The organism is Anaerolinea thermophila UNI-1, from assembly GCF_000199675.1.
In the GTDB taxonomy this organism is placed as follows: domain Bacteria; phylum Chloroflexota; class Anaerolineae; order Anaerolineales; family Anaerolineaceae; genus Anaerolinea; species Anaerolinea thermophila.
Map to the genome: position 1 here is coordinate 3,208,791 of NC_014960.1, position 14,478 is coordinate 3,223,268.

Genomic DNA, 14,478 nt, shown 5'->3' on the forward strand with positions numbered 1-14,478 from the left:
CCACAGCCCCACGGAAGGTTGCTTAACCCTTTCGGGAAATTTTCGCCCTGCACAATTCCCTGGGGATGCTCCGCGATGATAACGACACGGCTGGATGTCATTGCGAGACCCGCGCTAGCGGGTCGAAGCAATCTTCTGTATATCCTTCCATGTCTTATCAGCCTTTCGCCAGTTCGCTCCTCCTGCTCTATGGGGATATCGCGCAATCGCAACAGTATCGAGATGTGTCTATTGGTTCTCCCTTTACGGCGTCCAATCACGGGTGTACCAGCGCAGGTACGCGGGGACATGCGCCTGCCAGTAAGGTTCTTCGTGCAGTCCTTCGTTGAAGTACCACTCGTGCGGCACACCCAGGCGGGTGAACATCACTTCGACTGAGATGGCTTCGGTGCGGTAGCGGTCAGCCCGCCCGGTATCCAGATAGACGCGCGGGAAAAGCGTCTCCGGATGATCCAGGATGATGCGCCGCAGATGAGTTTCCTGCCCGTAGTACGGCGCAAGGCTGTGCGCCCCCACCGCCGAGAAGAGGTCGGGATGCTCAAACGCCAGATCCAGCGCCCAGGCCGCCCCGCGTGACAGCCCGCCGATGGCGCGGCAGACGCGTTCGCGGCACAGGGCATACTGTTCCTCAACGTAGGGGAGCAGTTCCTCAATCAATGCTCTGCCGTAGGCGCTCTCACGCTGGACGATGCTGGTGTTCCACTCTTCCGGCAACAGGATGACAAACGGGCGCACCTGTCCGGCGGTAATCAGCGCATCGGCGGCAGTGCCCATGCCCAGGCGCTCCCACTGATCGGCGCGGTAACTCTGCCCGTGAAGCAGAATCAACAGCGGGTAAGTAGCGCCTGCCTGCCGGTTGTAACATGGAGGCAGGTAGATTCGGTAAGTCAGGGCGCGCTTCATCAGGCGCGAATCCAGCGAGCCTTCTTCAAAATGTCCCTCATCTTGCGGGCAGGGAGTGGGCGAAGGTACAGGGGTGGCAGAAGGCTGAAGGGTGGGCGAAGGCAATACAGGGGCATCCGTCTGCGCCGGCAGGGCTGGAGAGGGGGTAGCAGAGGCAAGTACAGGCAAATCAGCAGACGGGACAGCCACCTCACCGCAGGCGGTGAGCAGGAAGAGAAAAAACATCCCCCAGCGGGCAATGCGCATGGGGGAGAGTATATCACACCCTATTGCACACAAAAAAGGACGGTCATGCCCTGCGGAGAGCAGACCGTCCCAATTCAGCCCAACCTCAAAATTTCTCAGTTGGCGGTGGAATTTTCGCAGAAGGCGCATCCCCGCCGTTCTGCCGCCACAATGGCTTCATCGCTCGCCCAGAAGAAGTTTTCCTCGCCGATATGTTCCACCAAACCGGCACGCCGGAGCATGTTCATCACATTTTCGTGAACACCGGAGAACATCAAGGTACCACCCTGCGCCTGCACTTTGCGATGCAGGCGGTGAATGGCTTCAATTCCGCTGATGTCAATCAGCGGCACGCCGCGCATGGATAAAATCAGCGCATGGGTGTCCTTCAACTGGCTGAAGGCTTCATTGAAATGACCCGTTGCGGCAAAGAACAGCGGACCGGTGAGGAAGGCGACCCGCACATGACGACATTTTCCTTCGGCATCAATGCCTTTCTGGCGCAATTTTTCAGGGTCAACCTCGGTAATTTGAATATCCATGGTGGATATGTCATTGAGGAACTTTGCCCCGGAAAGGAACGCCCCCACCAGAATCGCCTGCGTCAGGTCCAGCGAGACGGTTGCCAGCAGGGTGATACCAAACGTGAGCATACCGGTCTTGAAACGCCTGCCGAAGAGGAAACGGATGGCTTCCCATTCATTCATCCGCCAGGCAGTGACCATCAAGACCCCCGAAAGCACCGAAAGCGGAATACGCGCCATGATGGGAGAGAGCAGGAACATGGAGAGCAGTAACCCTACCGAATGGACAATGCTCACCATGCGGGTTTGTCCGCCCGATTTAATCCCCACGCTGGCGCGGGCAATTGCCGCAGTAGCAGGAACGCCGCCAAAGAAGGGAATGACTATATTGCCAATGCCCTGAGAAATCAATTCCTGATTGGCTTGCAGGCGGATGCCGGTCATATTCGAGCCGACCGCGCCGCACAACAGACTTTCAATGCTCCCCAATGCCGTAATGGTCAGGGCGGGGGCAAGAAACTCGGTCAAATGATTCCAGGGGATTGCCTGAAGGGTCAGGCGCTCGTTCAAAAACAGGGTGCGGGGAATCTCCCCAATCACCGGGACATCCCAATGGAACACCAGGGCGTTCAGCGCCGTGGCGAGAATGATTCCCAGCAAAGAAGAAGGAAATCGGGCATTCCAGCGCGGGGGCATGAGCACCATAGTGAGTATGACAATCATGCCCAGCACCACCGTATGCCAGTCGGGGATGAACCCGCCGCGGAAAAAGCCCAGCAATTTCAGCGCCGCCGATTCGGCGCCAGGTGTTTTGACACCCAGAAAATTATCCAACTGCCCGATGAAAATAATCAGGGCGATTCCCGACGTGAAGCCGGTAATGACCGGCGAGGGAATAAAGGCAATGAAGCGCCCCAGACGCAGAATACCAATTAATGTGAGGAACATGCCCGCCATCAACCCGGCAATCCAGATGCCGTTCAGCCCGTACTTCTGCACCAGCAAAATCAGCACCGCGCTCATTGCGCCTGTGGGACCGCTGATTTGATACGGTGCGCCCGCCAGCGCTCCCATGACAATCCCCGCAAGGATGGCGGTCACCAGCCCCGCGGCGGCAGAAGCACCCGAAGCCACCCCAAACGCCAGCGCAAGCGGCAAAGCCACTGCGGTAACCGTCAATCCCGCCAGAACATCCTGTTGAAACTTTCTGGGCGAATAGCCTCGAAATTCATCCCGGTAAAGTTGAATCAGGTTTCGTCTTGGCATTTCTTAACACCCTCCATACTTACTCAGACTCTGTCCAGAGGCATGCCGGGCATGGCACGAAAGCCTGTATTCTACCACCATTTTTTTCGGGTTGTAAGCATAAAAAACCCACAGGGGAGAAAACCCCTGCGGGTCAAAAAGATGACGCAGAAGGAAAAATTTACCCGTTCAACCCCAAACTGCGCAGGAACATGCCCACCAGATAGGCAACCGCGGCGGCAAGTCCGCCTACCAACAACATCTCCAGACCACTGCGCAAAGGCGGGCGCTCAGTCACCAGCACTTTGGCGGCTCCCAGTCCAAACAGCGCCAGCCCGGAAACCCCCACCGAAATCCAGAAAGCGCTTTGCCCGCTCAGGCTGAAGGGCAACAGCCAGTCCAGCAGGAAAACCATCAGCGGCAGTAACCCGGCAATCACAAACGCGCCAAAGGTCACCAGGGCGCTGGTAAGCGGCTTGGTATCGGCGGGCAAAAGATTGAGTTCCTCCAGCATCATGGCATCCACCCAGCGCTGTTTATCGCGGGCTTTGATTTCCACCATCTGGTTGGCATCTTCCTCCGGGTAGCCCTGCGCCAGGTACAACTGACGCAGTTCTTCTTTTTCCGCCTCAGGGAAATGCTCCACCTCCCAGGACTCCCGCTGACGCTCGCGCTCGTAGAGTTCCATTTCACTCTTCTCGGAAAGGTACGCGCCGGTTGCCATGGAAAAGCCATCGGCAAAAACATTTGCCAGCCCCAAAATAATGATGATCTCCGGTTTCAGCCCGGCGCCGGCAACACCGCTGACCACCGCAAAGGTGGTAATGATGCCGTCCAGACCGCCGTACACCATACTCCCAATGTATTCCGACCCCGCCGAGGCGTGGCGTTCACGGTGATGCATGGCGCGGCGGATGGCTTGCACATCGTGCGCTTTTGCTGAGAGTTCAGGATCACCCTTCAAAAAGCCCTTACGGGCATCTTCCAGCCGTTTGGAAAAACTCATAAGGTTTGCCTCCATCTATCCTGGTCATTTTATCATAGCAGGGTACTTCAGGCATCAGGAAATACATCCACAACCTGATGGTTGCCCCTCAAATGTCGGCTCATGCTATACTGATTGCCATGGAACCACGCAGTCTCATTCACATTCGCCATCTCATAAACACGGTAGGGGCGCGCCCCAGTTGTTCGCCAGCGGTGCGCCATGCCGCAACAGAATGCGCCCGCGTTCTGCAAGCCTGCGGCGCAGTGGAAACGCGCCTGCAGTCCTTCCAGGGCGTCCCCGAAACCTACCTGCCCTTTCTGTGGGCGTTTGGCGCGGCGGCGCTGGGAAGCCTGCTTGCCCTGCTGGGTAGCACGGCAATTTTCTTTGCTTTGGGAGCAGTTCTCAACGCGCTGGGGGTGTGGGCAATGCTGGCGGAGAGCGAGTTTCGCTCTCACTGGGCAACCCCCCTGATCCCGCGCCGGGAAACCGTCAACCTGATTACCCGCTTCGAGCCACTGGAAACACCCCGTCAAACTGTGGTGCTTTGCGCCCATCTGGACACCCACCGCACACCCGTATTTTACTCGACCAATGCCTGGCTGAAAGCCTTTGGCGCGCTGGTCAGCGGGTGCTTCCTCAGCATGGCGCTGGGTGCGCTGGCGTTTACAGTAGCGGCGCTTTTCGGCTGGGCATGGATGCGCTGGCTGGCACTCCCCCTTTTCCTCTTACAGTCCTTTGCTGCCGGGATGATGCTGCATGCCCTGCGAACTCCGCACACCCCGGGGGCTAACGACAATGCCTCAGGCGTGGGAGTGATTCTTTCCACAGTGGAACGCCTGATGAACCAACCCCTGCGCCACACCCGCCTGTATGCGCTGTTGACCGACTGCGAAGAAACCGGCGCCTGGGGCATGCGCGCGTTCCTCGACCGTCACGCCGACGAGACGGGCAGGGATGCCCTGTACGTCATCCTCGATCAGGTGGGCGCAGGCGAACTGCGCGTGCTTACCCGCGATGGACTGATTTTCAAGCATCCGACCCATCCGCAAGCCTTGCAGTGGGCGCGGAAGGCGGTTCAAGCCCAGCCTGTGCCGTACAAAGAAGTGATTGGCACGGCTTACACCGATGCCCTGCCCGCCACCCTGCGCGGGCGCATCGCCCTGACAGTGTGTGCCATTCCACCCTCCGGCGAAACCACCTCAGCGCGCTGGCATCAGATGAGCGACATTCCCGAGGCACTGGAAGCCCAAGCGCTGGCAGATGCCGAGGCTTTCACCTGGACACTGCTGCAGGTGGTGGATGAAGAACCTGAGTGAAAATTGAGAAACTTCAGAGAGAGAAGAGAGAGGTTGGCACCTCTCCCTTTTTTCCTTCACGCCCCGGCAGTGACGTCCCTTGGCAATCCCGCTCAACGCAAAGCGCGTGGTGAGATGGTCAAACCACGCGCCTTTCGACATCTTCAACATGCTTCTGTGCACGGTAAGCCTTCCAGAGGTCAACCTCCCGGCAAGCTCGGAGATTCGCGCCGTTACCAGCGCAGGAATTGATCGACAATCCCCCCGCTGCTACCCCGCTCGCTGGGCTTCTGGCGCAGTTCCTCAGGGGTCACTTCCTGCACCCCCGGGGTAAGGATGGGCAGAATGAGCAACTGCCCAATGGCTTCGCCGGCGCTGATGACCAGCGAATGGGGAAAGGGATTGACAATCTTCACCAGAATTTCGCCCTGATAACCCGCATCAATCACCCCCGCCCCCAGAAGATGGTCATTGCGCCCCTTGGGTTTGAGCAACCCCACGTAGCCCGTGGGGATATCCACCGCAATACCGGTGGGAACAATCCCCGGGCTGTGCGGCGGGATGGTGACCGATTCAGCAGCGTAGAGGTCGAGACCGGCATCCTCGGGGTGCTTGCGGGTGGGCAGTTTGGCTTGGGGACGCACACGGGCAACGCGCAGGGTTTGCATGGACGCTCTCTCCTTTCCCCCTCAGGTCAGGCTTCCGGGGCAATCACCGTACCGCTGGGGATGACCGCATCCTTGGGGATGACCACAATCCCATCATTAATCACGTACAGTCCCATATCGCGGTCGGTACGCCGCGGGAAAGGTTTGATGACCACGTTTGAGCCGATGCGCGCATTCTTATCAATAATGGCTCCCTCAATGTGGCAGTTGCGTCCGATGCCAATTGCAGGGGTCTCCCCTTCGCTCTCACACTCGTCACTGCAAGCGCGATCGTAATAGTCGGCGCCCATCAGGATGCTGTCGCGAATCACCGTGCCGGAGCGGATTTGACTGCGCAAGCCAATCACCGAGTGGCGAATTTCAGCGTTCTTAATACAGCAGCCTTCTGCCAGCAGAACGTTTTCCAGAATGCAATTTTCGGCAATCGTCCCTGGCAGGAAGCGCGGACGGCTGTAGATAGGACGGTCGGGGTCATACAATTTGAAAGCCGGGTTAGGATTGGCAAGCGCCAGATTGGTCTCATAGAACGAACGAATCGTTCCGATATCTTCCCAGTAACCACTGAAGTCATAGCCATACACCTGATAGTGCTTGAGGGCATAAGGAATGACCTCGCCGCCAAAGTCGTCAAAGTCGTTGTTCTCCAGCAACCCCGCCAGGATGTTGGTCTTGAAGAAGTAAATACCCATCGAACCCAGATAGGGGCGGGCAGGGTCGTCACGACTGACCAGTTCAGCCAGACGCTGGGGGTCTTTGGGTTTCTCGGCAAAATCGGTGATGCGCCCATCTGCGCCGCGCTTGAGAATACCAAAACGCGGGGCATCTTCAGAGCGCACCGGTTGCACCGCCACGGTAATATCAGCATTGTGCTCCCAGTGGAAGGCTGCCATTTTATCATAGTCCATGCGGTAAAGGTGATCGCCCGCCAGAATGAGCACGTACTCAGCACGGGTAGCCCGGATTTGCAACAGTTGCTTGCGCACCGCGTCCGCCGTGCCCTGATACCAATCGGTATGCTCCATGGTCTGCTCCGCCGCCCAAATCTGCACCCAGCCGGTGTGGAACACGTCAAAGTGATAGGTTTGGGTGATGTGGCGGTGCAGGGAGTGGGAGTTGAACTGCGTCAATACGGCAATGCGGTAAATGCGCGAATTGATGCAGTTGCTGATGGGAATGTCAATCAGGCGGTACTTGCCCGCCATGGGAACGGCGGGTTTGGAGCGTAACTTGGTCAGCGGATAGAGACGGCTCCCGCGCCCACCGCCCAAAATGACCGCTAAAACCTGATCCAGTGAAGGCATGGCAACCTCCTTATGGGGAAAAATGGCGAACAAACCGGTTAACTTCATTATACAGTCAGTTGAGAAAAGCAGACTGCAGGGAAGGCAATTTTCAGAAAGAAGATAGCCCGGGCGTAATTTAACCCGCTGACTGCACGGTCACGTGTCATCGCGGCTGGGCGGAACTCCCCAGTGGCTGTCAGGACTCGAAATTCCTCAGAGAGATGGCTTACCCAATTCGGGACACTTTGACTCCCTGACCCTGTTCCCGAGATGTCAAACAAAGGACATACGCACAACCCGCAGAAAACCTTCTACGTGCCCGCGAATTAATGCTTTCTTGAGATGTCCTGACAGGTTAATCCTGTATAATGATTTCAGGAGGGCATCATGACCTTCGACTTTCTGCTGGATCCCAATATTGGTTTTGTTTTACTCATCGGCGGGGTGGTGCTGGCAATTCTGGCGCTGTTCATGCCCGGAACAGGCTTGCTGGAGATTGGCGCGCTGTTTGCGCTGGTGCTTGCCGGTTACACGCTTGCCAACCTGCCGCTGAACGTCTGGGCGGTAGTGCTGTTCTTCGTTGGCATTATCCCCTTCATCCTGGCATTGATCTGGCGCGGCTCGCGGCGCGGGTTGATTGCCCTGCTGATTTCCCTCGTCATGCTGGTCATCGGCTCCATCTTTGCCTTCCGCAGTCCGCGCGGCGGCAGTGCCGTCAACCCGGTGCTTGCCGTGCTGGTCACCGGCGGGTCGGCAGGGTTGCTGTGGTTTATGGCGCGCAAGAGCATTGACGCCGCCATTCAGCGCCCCAGCCACGACTATGACCGACTGGTGGGCATGATCGGTGAAGCCCGCACCGATATTCGCGGGCAGGGTGCGGTGTATGTTGGTGGCGAAGAATGGACTGCCACCTGTGCGGAATACGTTCCCGCCGGGACGCCGGTGCGCGTCCTGCGCAGGAAAGGATTATTTCTAGAAGTCGAACCCGTAAAGAAGGAGGAATAAACTCATGGATGCGGCGCAACTTACGCTGTTATGCCTGATTGGCGGCATTGGTTTCATCGTGCTGATTTTCCTGTGGAACGCCATTAAGGTTGTTCCCGAGTACAAACGCCTGGTGGTCTTCCGATTGGGACGCTGTATTGGCGACCGCGGTCCGGGGCTGGTGCTGCTGATCCCCATCATTGACCGCGCCGTGTGGGTGGACATGCGCGAGCAGGTACGCGAAATCCCCCAGCAGACTGCCATCACCAAGGATAACGCTCCCATTTCAATTGACTTCCTGTGGTACTACAAAGTCCTCTCCCCAACCGATTCGGTTCTGCAGGTGGGCAACTTTGAGGTTGCCGCGCAGGGTATGGCAACTACCACCTTGCGCGCGGTCATCGGCGGCATTTTGCTGGACGATGTACTCTCCGAGCGCGAGACCATTAACAACATCCTGCGCACCCGTCTGGATGAAGTCACCGGGCGCTGGGGTGTCAAGGTGACCAACGTGGAAATCCGCGAGATCATCCCGCCGCGCGAGGTGCAGGAAGCCATGAACCGCCAGATGTCCGCCGAGCGCATCCGCCGCGCGGTGGTCACCGAATCCACCGGTACGCGCGAAGCCGCCATCAACGTGGCGGACGGCGAGCGCCAGAGCGCCATTCTGCGCGCCGAAGGCGAGAAGCAGAGCGCCATCCTGCGCGCTGAGGGCGAGAAGCAAGCCCAGTTACTGCGCGCCGAAGGGTACGCGGCGGCGCTGGAGCGCATCTTCTCGGTGGCTCAAACCATTGACCAGAAGACGCTCACCCTGCAGTACTTCGAGACGCTCAAATCCATGGCGCAGAGTCCTTCGACCAAGTACATCTTCCCCATGGAGTTCACCAGTTTGCTCAGTTCGTTCATCTCCGGGCAGGAGAAGAAAGAGTAATTTGCAGAAAAGGAGCGCCATACGGAAACCCTCACCTATCAAATCGTCGAAGCAGGGATTGGGGATTTAAGCGCCCTGCGCCGTTTGGAGAATGAGGTCTTCCAGCGGGACGCCTGGCCCATGGTGGAACTGATTGCCATGCTGACCATGCCGGGGCTGGTGCGGCTGAAGGCGGTGGCGCAAAATGAGATGATTGGCTTTGTGGGTGGCGACGTCCGTCCCCAGGACAATGTGGGGTGGGTCGCCACCCTTGGCGTTCTGCCCGCCTACCGCGGCATGGGCGTGGGCAGGGCATTACTGCGCGCCTGCGAGGAAAAACTGCGTCTCAGAACGCCGGTGGTGCGCCTGAGCGTGCGCCGCTCCAATCATATAGCCATTGCCCTGTACGAATCGGCGGGGTATTCCATTGTGGACGTCTGGCGCGGGTATTACTTCGATCGCGAGGACGCCCTGGTTTTCGAGAAAAAATTCGATTGACTTTCCCCCCGACTCGATATATACTGGATTCAAGATGCGAGGTTGGAACGAAATCGAACGATAGAAACAAAGGCACGCGATGCTTTCGCGTGCCTTTGTGCATCGGGACGAATTTTTACCCTCAAGGAGTGACCGGCGATGGACTATGGAATGATTGGCAAAATCGAAAAAGCCAAGCGCTATGCGCAACAGCGGGAACGCTTTCACTTTAAGAGTTTTACCGTGACCATGGATGGCGAAAACAACAGCCATACCATCGAATATGCCGATGGACAGTGGAAATGCGATTGCGACTTCTTCCAGACCCGCGGGCGGTGCAGTCACACCATGGCGCTGGAGATGATTCTCGAGGGCATGATTTCCTGACCCACAACTGAATAGACGAAATGAGACTGTAACAAAATTGGTGGGCGAATTTTCGAAAAAAGGAAGGAAGAGAGAAGACGGGGGGAGAGGAGGGAATTACGGGAGGGCTCATGCCCAGAACTGACAGGCAACTGTGCTTCCGCGGAGCAACCCGGCGGTGGTTTTATATCGCCTGGCTTGCTGGGCGCGGCTCTTGAGCCTGCCAATCATCTGTTCCGTGCGATTATTGGTCCAGGGAATACCCACATCAGCATAGAAAGCCACATAGCGTTGCCAATCACGCGATAAGCGCAGGATCAGGTCGCGGAGTTTTTCCAGGGGCGTGCGTTTTCCTTCCGGTGGTGTACTCCTGCCCGGCAGGGATTTCCACAGGCGGTGTAAGAGGCGGTCTCCATGCAATGGCAGGTCGCGCAGGATTTCCTCGACCTTTTCAAGCACCCCCTGCCAGGCTGGATCCAACTCAGCCTGTAACCCCTTCAAAGCATGCTTTACCCAGCGCCGCACATGAAACTGACAGACCTGATGCCCTATCTCCAGTTCATCGGTCAGTTGCTTGTAGATCGCCAGATCATCGCTCACGATGGCGCCGATGTCATGCATCTCTTTCAACCGTTTCAGCCAGGTGAACAGAGCCCGGCTGTCTTTCTCGTCTACCTCGGCAACCTCCAGCAGACTACCATCTCCCAGATCCACCGCCACCATCACTCCTTTGCCTCCCACCCAGGCTCCATCTACCCCCACCACCCGCACGCTTTTCCATTTCAATTCCCCCATCAACTTTTCCCCCTCTGCCTGTACATGCCGCCACCCGCTCATATGACTGAGCCTCAGCCCAAAGATCCTCAACACCCCGGCTACCCTGCGATAACTCAATCCCAGTGACCACAGGATCACACTCAATTTCTTCAACCGTTCACTGTGCCGTCCATTGCCTACCCCCTCCGGATAGTCCCGAAAGGTGCGCCTGCACCGTGTGCATCGATACCTCACCACCTCGACATGACGAACTTTGACATCCTCGATGCGCCTTTTCTCCACTCCCCATCGCTGGAATGTCTCCCCCTGACAATATGGACAGCGCTTCGGACGAGCAGGCTTTTTTCGTTTTACCTGTGGCAGTTGGAGTATAATCTTCATGGAAGGGCTCCTGGAGTTGTGATATCAATATCTTACAGGATCCCTTCCTTTTTTTCCCTTTCTCCACCAAGTTTGTTACAGCGTCGACGAAATGGCAAACAGGGCGCAAATTTGCGCCCTGTTTTTTGCGCTTAATCAAAGAAAGAGTGGATGAATATGGGATAATTTGGTTAAAATGTGATTAATTCATTTATCTTATTCTTAACCTTCGGAGGTGTATGAGGCTTCCCATTCTCGTTGGCGTGATTTGTCTGATTGCCGTGCTGGGCGTGGGCATGTGGGTGAGCAACTTCACCGTGTACCTCGGCGATGACCCCACCACCTGCAACAACTGCCACGTGATGGATGACGTGTACGAGGGCTGGTATCATGCCGGGCATAAAGCCTGGGCAACCTGCAACGACTGCCACACTCCGCACGCATTCATCCCCAAGTATCTGGTCAAAGCGCGCTCCGGTTTCAACCATGTGACTGCCTTTACCTTTGGTCACATCCCCTCTCCCCTGCGCGCCAAGCCCTCGACCGACAAAATTATTCAGGAAAACTGCATCCGCTGTCATGAGGATACGGTCGAAACCATCATGGCAGGTCCCATGCAGGAAGAGCGTTACTGCTTCGAGTGCCACCGCTCGGTTGCCCACGGAGCGCGCGGCATTTCTATTTTGCCCTATCAGGATAAAACCCGTTGAGATCACAACCATAATTGAGGAGCATGTATGAAAAAATTTACCGGAACCACCCTCATCCTCACCGGCATCATTGTGGTGCTGAGCGCCCTGCTGATTGGCGTGCTGATTTTCCTGCGCAACCAGCCCGCCCCTCAGCGCGGGGTGATGCCGGTGGTCAAGATTGCCGCCATGGAACCCGACAGTTCCATCTGGGGACAGAACTTCCCCAATCAGTACTCCACCTTCATGATGACCGAGAGCAACAACACCGCCACCACCTACGGCGGCTCTGACCCCTACGAGAAACTGAACAAAGACCCCATGCTCAAGACCCTCTTCGCCGGCAACCCCTTCTCCAAGGGCTACGGCGAGGACCGCGGGCATGCCAACGCGCTGACCGACGTGGAGAACACCCCGCGCCTTTCGGACAAGACGCCCGGCACCTGCTACTCGTGCAAGAGCGCCGATAACCCCAAATTGTGGAGCGAAATGGGCATGGCGGAGTACGACAAGACGCCCTTCAAGCAGTTAGGGGAGAAGATTAATCATCCCATCGGGTGCGCCAACTGCCACGACGCCGAGACCATGCGCCTCATCGTCACCAACCCGGCGCTGGAAGAAGCCCTTAAGGAACAGGGCAAGGACTGGCGCACCTTCTCGCGCCAGGAAATGCGCTCGCTGGTGTGCGCCAACTGCCATGTGGAGTACTACTTCACCAAAGAGGGCAACTACCTCACCTTCCCGTGGGAGAAAGGCACAAACGTGGAAGCCATGGAAGCCTACTACAATGAGATCGGCTTCTTCGATTGGAAACACGCCGACTCCGGCGCAAACATGATCAAGATGCAGCACCCCGATTATGAGATGTACACCGCCAACAGCACGCACTACAAAGCCGGGGTTGCCTGCGCCGACTGCCACATGCCCTACATGCGCGATGGCGCCGCCAAGTTCTCCAGCCACAACGTCAAAAGCCCCCTGCTCGACCCGGCGCGTTCCTGCGGCACCTGCCACACCGATGTCAACTACGTGGTGGAGCGGGTGAACATCATCCAGAAGAACGTGTACGATACCATGCAGAACACCGAAAAAGCCCTGGTATCAGCCATCAACGCCATCAAGACGGCATCCGAAAACCCCAACGCCGACCAGAGCAAACTGGAAGAAGCCCGCAAACTGCACCGCGCCGCGCAACTGCGCTGGGATTACGTGGCGGCAGAAAACAGCATGGGCTTCCACAACCCCACCGAAGCCCTGCGCATCCTTGCCGCCGCCACCGACCTGGCGCGCCAGGCGGAATTGACCGCCCTGCAAGCCGTGCAGGTTGCCAGCAAGTAAACCCATCTCTTAGCGGAATCAAAAACGCTCCCGCGTTATTGGCGGGAGCGTTTGCTTTTTCAGGCAGTGTTTACGGTCCGGTCACGGTGGGCAAGCCCGCCGCCGACCAGGCTTTGATGCCGCCGCTCATGCTGGTCACGTTGGTAAAGCCGGCTTGTTTGAGAATATCGCGTCCTTCCTGACTGCGGTTGCCCGAACGGCAGTACACCACAATCTTCTGGTCTCGCGGCAGTTCGTTCACCCGGCTTGCCAGTTGCCCCAACGGGATGAGCGTTGCCCCGGGGATGTGGTACTCGTTCCATTCTTCAGGTTCGCGCACATCCAGCACAAACGCGCCTTCATCGCGCAGTTGGGCGGCTTGCTGTACGCTGATTTCGGCGGGCAGGGTTGCCTGCTGGCTGGGACGCATCAGCGTGCTGACGGCAATCGCCCCAAACCCGACCACCAAGCCAATCAACACCCACGCCCACCAGGGAAATCCCTGCCGCTGGGCGGTTTTTTTCGTTTGTACCGGTTTTTTTCGTGCCATTTTTCCCTCACACTCTTTTTCGAGGCTGATACAATGATTGTATCTGTTGTTGAGATGCACAGCACAGGAAAAAGTTACACCACCGGAGGACAGGATGACATCCATGGGAGTCGTCACCGCGCTTTTGTTGACCGGCACACTGGCGGGGATGGTTTTGCTGGCGGGCTTGAGCCGTCTGCGGACAAGGATGTGGTCGGCGGCGGGGGTAGTCCTGCCGCTTTTGCCGATGGCGTATCTGCTCAACCGCTTCATTCGCGCGCCGTTCTTTGATTACCTTGGCACGCAGGCAAACCTGCCGCCCTTCCTTGACCTGGAGATGCCCTGGTGGTTTCTGGGGTTATGGTGGCTCTTCCCGCCCCTGCTGGAAGAGTGGGCAAAGGCGCTGGTTTTCCTCTTTCCGCCCGCCAGCCGTCTGCTTCAGGACGCCCGCCCCGCCTTTCTGGGGGGCATGCTGGCAGGGCTGGCGTATGCCCTGGGCGAGACGGTGTACGTCCACTGGGCAACGCCCGACCCTTCGGTGGTCAACCTTGCCGGGTATGCCGCCGAGCGTGCCGCCTTCACCCTGCTTCACGGCGCGCTGACCGCGCAGGTTGCCCTGGGGCTGGCGCGGGGCAGGGGTGGCGCCCTGCGGGCGTTCCTTGCCGCCGCCGGACTGCATGCGCTGGCGATTCTGGGCATCGTGCTGATGCAGGTGGGCTTGATCGAGCCGCTGGCGGCGCTGATTGCCCTCTGGGCAGGGACGCTTCTGGCGCTGGGCTGGGGCATCTGGCAGGCGCGGCGGATGTTCCGCGAAAGGGACGCGGAGAGTCTCGACAACCTCAGCGCGCGCTGATTTTCTTCGCGCGCTTTGCGTCTTTGCGGTGACATACCCCTGAGCGCACCCTTCGACAGGCTCAGGGCGTGGCAAAACACACACT

15 protein-coding genes are annotated in these 14,478 nt (G+C 57.8%); 8 read left to right on the forward strand and 7 right to left on the reverse strand.

All coding sequences use genetic code 11. The annotated features are described in order from the left end of the window. Positions 1-243: 243 nt before the first annotated feature. From ANT_RS16660 to ANT_RS14435, 3 genes are all read right to left on the reverse strand, one after another. Positions 244-1,278, reverse strand: a complete 1,035-nt coding sequence (locus ANT_RS16660; protein WP_081460281.1) for an alpha/beta hydrolase — start codon at positions 1,276-1,278, stop codon at positions 244-246. Further along, positions 1,245-2,918 carry a SulP family inorganic anion transporter gene (locus ANT_RS14430; RefSeq protein WP_013561266.1) on the reverse strand — a complete coding sequence of 558 codons (1,674 nt, stop codon included), beginning with the start codon at positions 2,916-2,918 and terminating at the stop codon, positions 1,245-1,247. Before ANT_RS14430 ends, ANT_RS16660 begins: the two co-directional genes overlap by 34 nt. A gap of 160 nt (positions 2,919-3,078) precedes the next feature. After that, complete coding sequence (locus ANT_RS14435; RefSeq protein ID WP_013561267.1) at positions 3,079-3,903, reverse strand: VIT1/CCC1 transporter family protein; 825 nt, start codon at positions 3,901-3,903, stop codon at positions 3,079-3,081. Between the two features lie 119 nt (positions 3,904-4,022). Between ANT_RS14435 and ANT_RS14440 the strand changes: the two genes are divergently transcribed. Next, the gene (locus tag ANT_RS14440; RefSeq protein ID WP_172634634.1) at positions 4,023-5,201 is read left to right on the forward strand and encodes a M28 family metallopeptidase; all 1,179 of its coding nucleotides are present in this window, start codon (positions 4,023-4,025) and stop codon (positions 5,199-5,201) included. Positions 5,202-5,413: 212 nt separating this feature from the next. Here the strand turns inward: ANT_RS14440 and ANT_RS14445 are convergent, their stop codons facing one another. Next, the gene (locus tag ANT_RS14445; protein WP_013561269.1) at positions 5,414-5,848 is read right to left on the reverse strand and encodes a dUTP diphosphatase; all 435 of its coding nucleotides are present in this window, start codon (positions 5,846-5,848) and stop codon (positions 5,414-5,416) included. A 26-nt stretch (positions 5,849-5,874) separates the two neighbouring features. Further along, a complete protein-coding gene (locus ANT_RS14450) occupies positions 5,875-7,140 on the reverse strand; it encodes a glucose-1-phosphate adenylyltransferase (protein ID WP_172634653.1) in 1,266 nt (421 codons plus the stop codon). Positions 7,141-7,518: 378 nt separating this feature from the next. On the opposite strand from ANT_RS14450, the gene ANT_RS14455 reads away from it, so the two are divergent. The 4 genes from ANT_RS14455 (at position 7,519) to ANT_RS14470 (ending at position 9,889) form a co-directional block, all read left to right on the forward strand. Then, positions 7,519-8,136 (forward strand): NfeD family protein, encoded by a 618-nt coding sequence (locus tag ANT_RS14455; protein ID WP_013561271.1) that lies wholly within the window; start codon positions 7,519-7,521, stop codon positions 8,134-8,136. 4 nt (positions 8,137-8,140) lie between these two features. Further along, positions 8,141-9,046, forward strand: a complete 906-nt coding sequence (locus tag ANT_RS14460) for an SPFH domain-containing protein (RefSeq protein ID WP_013561272.1) — start codon at positions 8,141-8,143, stop codon at positions 9,044-9,046. A 120-nt stretch (positions 9,047-9,166) separates the two neighbouring features. Then, on the forward strand, positions 9,167-9,523 hold the full coding sequence (locus ANT_RS16665; RefSeq protein WP_013561273.1) for a GNAT family N-acetyltransferase: 357 nt from the start codon (positions 9,167-9,169) through the stop codon (positions 9,521-9,523). Positions 9,524-9,661: 138 nt separating this feature from the next. Beyond that, entirely contained in the window at positions 9,662-9,889 is a 228-nt protein-coding gene (locus ANT_RS14470; protein ID WP_013561274.1) for an SWIM zinc finger family protein, read from the forward strand. Positions 9,890-9,997: 108 nt separating this feature from the next. On the opposite strand, the gene ANT_RS14475 is transcribed toward ANT_RS14470, so the two are convergent. After that, positions 9,998-11,026 carry an IS66 family transposase gene (locus tag ANT_RS14475; RefSeq protein ID WP_013558534.1) on the reverse strand — a complete coding sequence of 343 codons (1,029 nt, stop codon included), beginning with the start codon at positions 11,024-11,026 and terminating at the stop codon, positions 9,998-10,000. A gap of 218 nt (positions 11,027-11,244) precedes the next feature. Between ANT_RS14475 and nrfH the strand changes: the two genes are divergently transcribed. Further along, a complete protein-coding gene (nrfH, locus tag ANT_RS14480) occupies positions 11,245-11,715 on the forward strand; it encodes a cytochrome c nitrite reductase small subunit (protein WP_013561275.1) in 471 nt (156 codons plus the stop codon). 27 nt (positions 11,716-11,742) lie between these two features. Further along, on the forward strand, positions 11,743-13,032 hold the full coding sequence (locus ANT_RS14485; RefSeq protein ID WP_013561276.1) for an ammonia-forming cytochrome c nitrite reductase subunit c552: 1,290 nt from the start codon (positions 11,743-11,745) through the stop codon (positions 13,030-13,032). Positions 13,033-13,102: 70 nt separating this feature from the next. Here ANT_RS14485 and ANT_RS17610 read toward each other — a convergent pair whose 3' ends face one another. Beyond that, positions 13,103-13,561 carry a rhodanese-like domain-containing protein gene (locus tag ANT_RS17610; RefSeq protein ID WP_013561277.1) on the reverse strand — a complete coding sequence of 153 codons (459 nt, stop codon included), beginning with the start codon at positions 13,559-13,561 and terminating at the stop codon, positions 13,103-13,105. Positions 13,562-13,664: 103 nt separating this feature from the next. Between ANT_RS17610 and ANT_RS14495 the strand changes: the two genes are divergently transcribed. Then, positions 13,665-14,393 (forward strand): hypothetical protein, encoded by a 729-nt coding sequence (locus ANT_RS14495; protein ID WP_041455078.1) that lies wholly within the window; start codon positions 13,665-13,667, stop codon positions 14,391-14,393. Positions 14,394-14,478 lie beyond the last annotated feature (85 nt).

Coding starts and splice junctions, on each gene's coding strand:
- ANT_RS14435 (WP_013561267.1), bottom strand. CDS start 3,903: ATGAGTTTTTCCAAACGGCTGGAAGATGCCCGTAAGGGCTTTTTGAAG.
- ANT_RS16660 (WP_081460281.1), bottom strand. CDS start 1,278: ATGCGCCTTCTGCGAAAATTCCACCGCCAACTGAGAAATTTTGAGGTT.
- ANT_RS14440 (WP_172634634.1), top strand. CDS start 4,023: ATGGAACCACGCAGTCTCATTCACATTCGCCATCTCATAAACACGGTA.
- ANT_RS14485 (WP_013561276.1), top strand. CDS start 11,743: ATGAAAAAATTTACCGGAACCACCCTCATCCTCACCGGCATCATTGTG.
- ANT_RS14455 (WP_013561271.1), top strand. CDS start 7,519: ATGACCTTCGACTTTCTGCTGGATCCCAATATTGGTTTTGTTTTACTC.
- ANT_RS14460 (WP_013561272.1), top strand. CDS start 8,141: ATGGATGCGGCGCAACTTACGCTGTTATGCCTGATTGGCGGCATTGGT.
- ANT_RS16665 (WP_013561273.1), top strand. CDS start 9,167: ATGGTGGAACTGATTGCCATGCTGACCATGCCGGGGCTGGTGCGGCTG.
- nrfH (WP_013561275.1), top strand. CDS start 11,245: ATGAGGCTTCCCATTCTCGTTGGCGTGATTTGTCTGATTGCCGTGCTG.
- ANT_RS17610 (WP_013561277.1), bottom strand. CDS start 13,561: ATGGCACGAAAAAAACCGGTACAAACGAAAAAAACCGCCCAGCGGCAG.
- ANT_RS14470 (WP_013561274.1), top strand. CDS start 9,662: ATGGACTATGGAATGATTGGCAAAATCGAAAAAGCCAAGCGCTATGCG.
- ANT_RS14445 (WP_013561269.1), bottom strand. CDS start 5,848: ATGCAAACCCTGCGCGTTGCCCGTGTGCGTCCCCAAGCCAAACTGCCC.
- ANT_RS14475 (WP_013558534.1), bottom strand. CDS start 11,026: ATGAAGATTATACTCCAACTGCCACAGGTAAAACGAAAAAAGCCTGCT.
- ANT_RS14430 (WP_013561266.1), bottom strand. CDS start 2,918: ATGCCAAGACGAAACCTGATTCAACTTTACCGGGATGAATTTCGAGGC.
- ANT_RS14495 (WP_041455078.1), top strand. CDS start 13,665: ATGGGAGTCGTCACCGCGCTTTTGTTGACCGGCACACTGGCGGGGATG.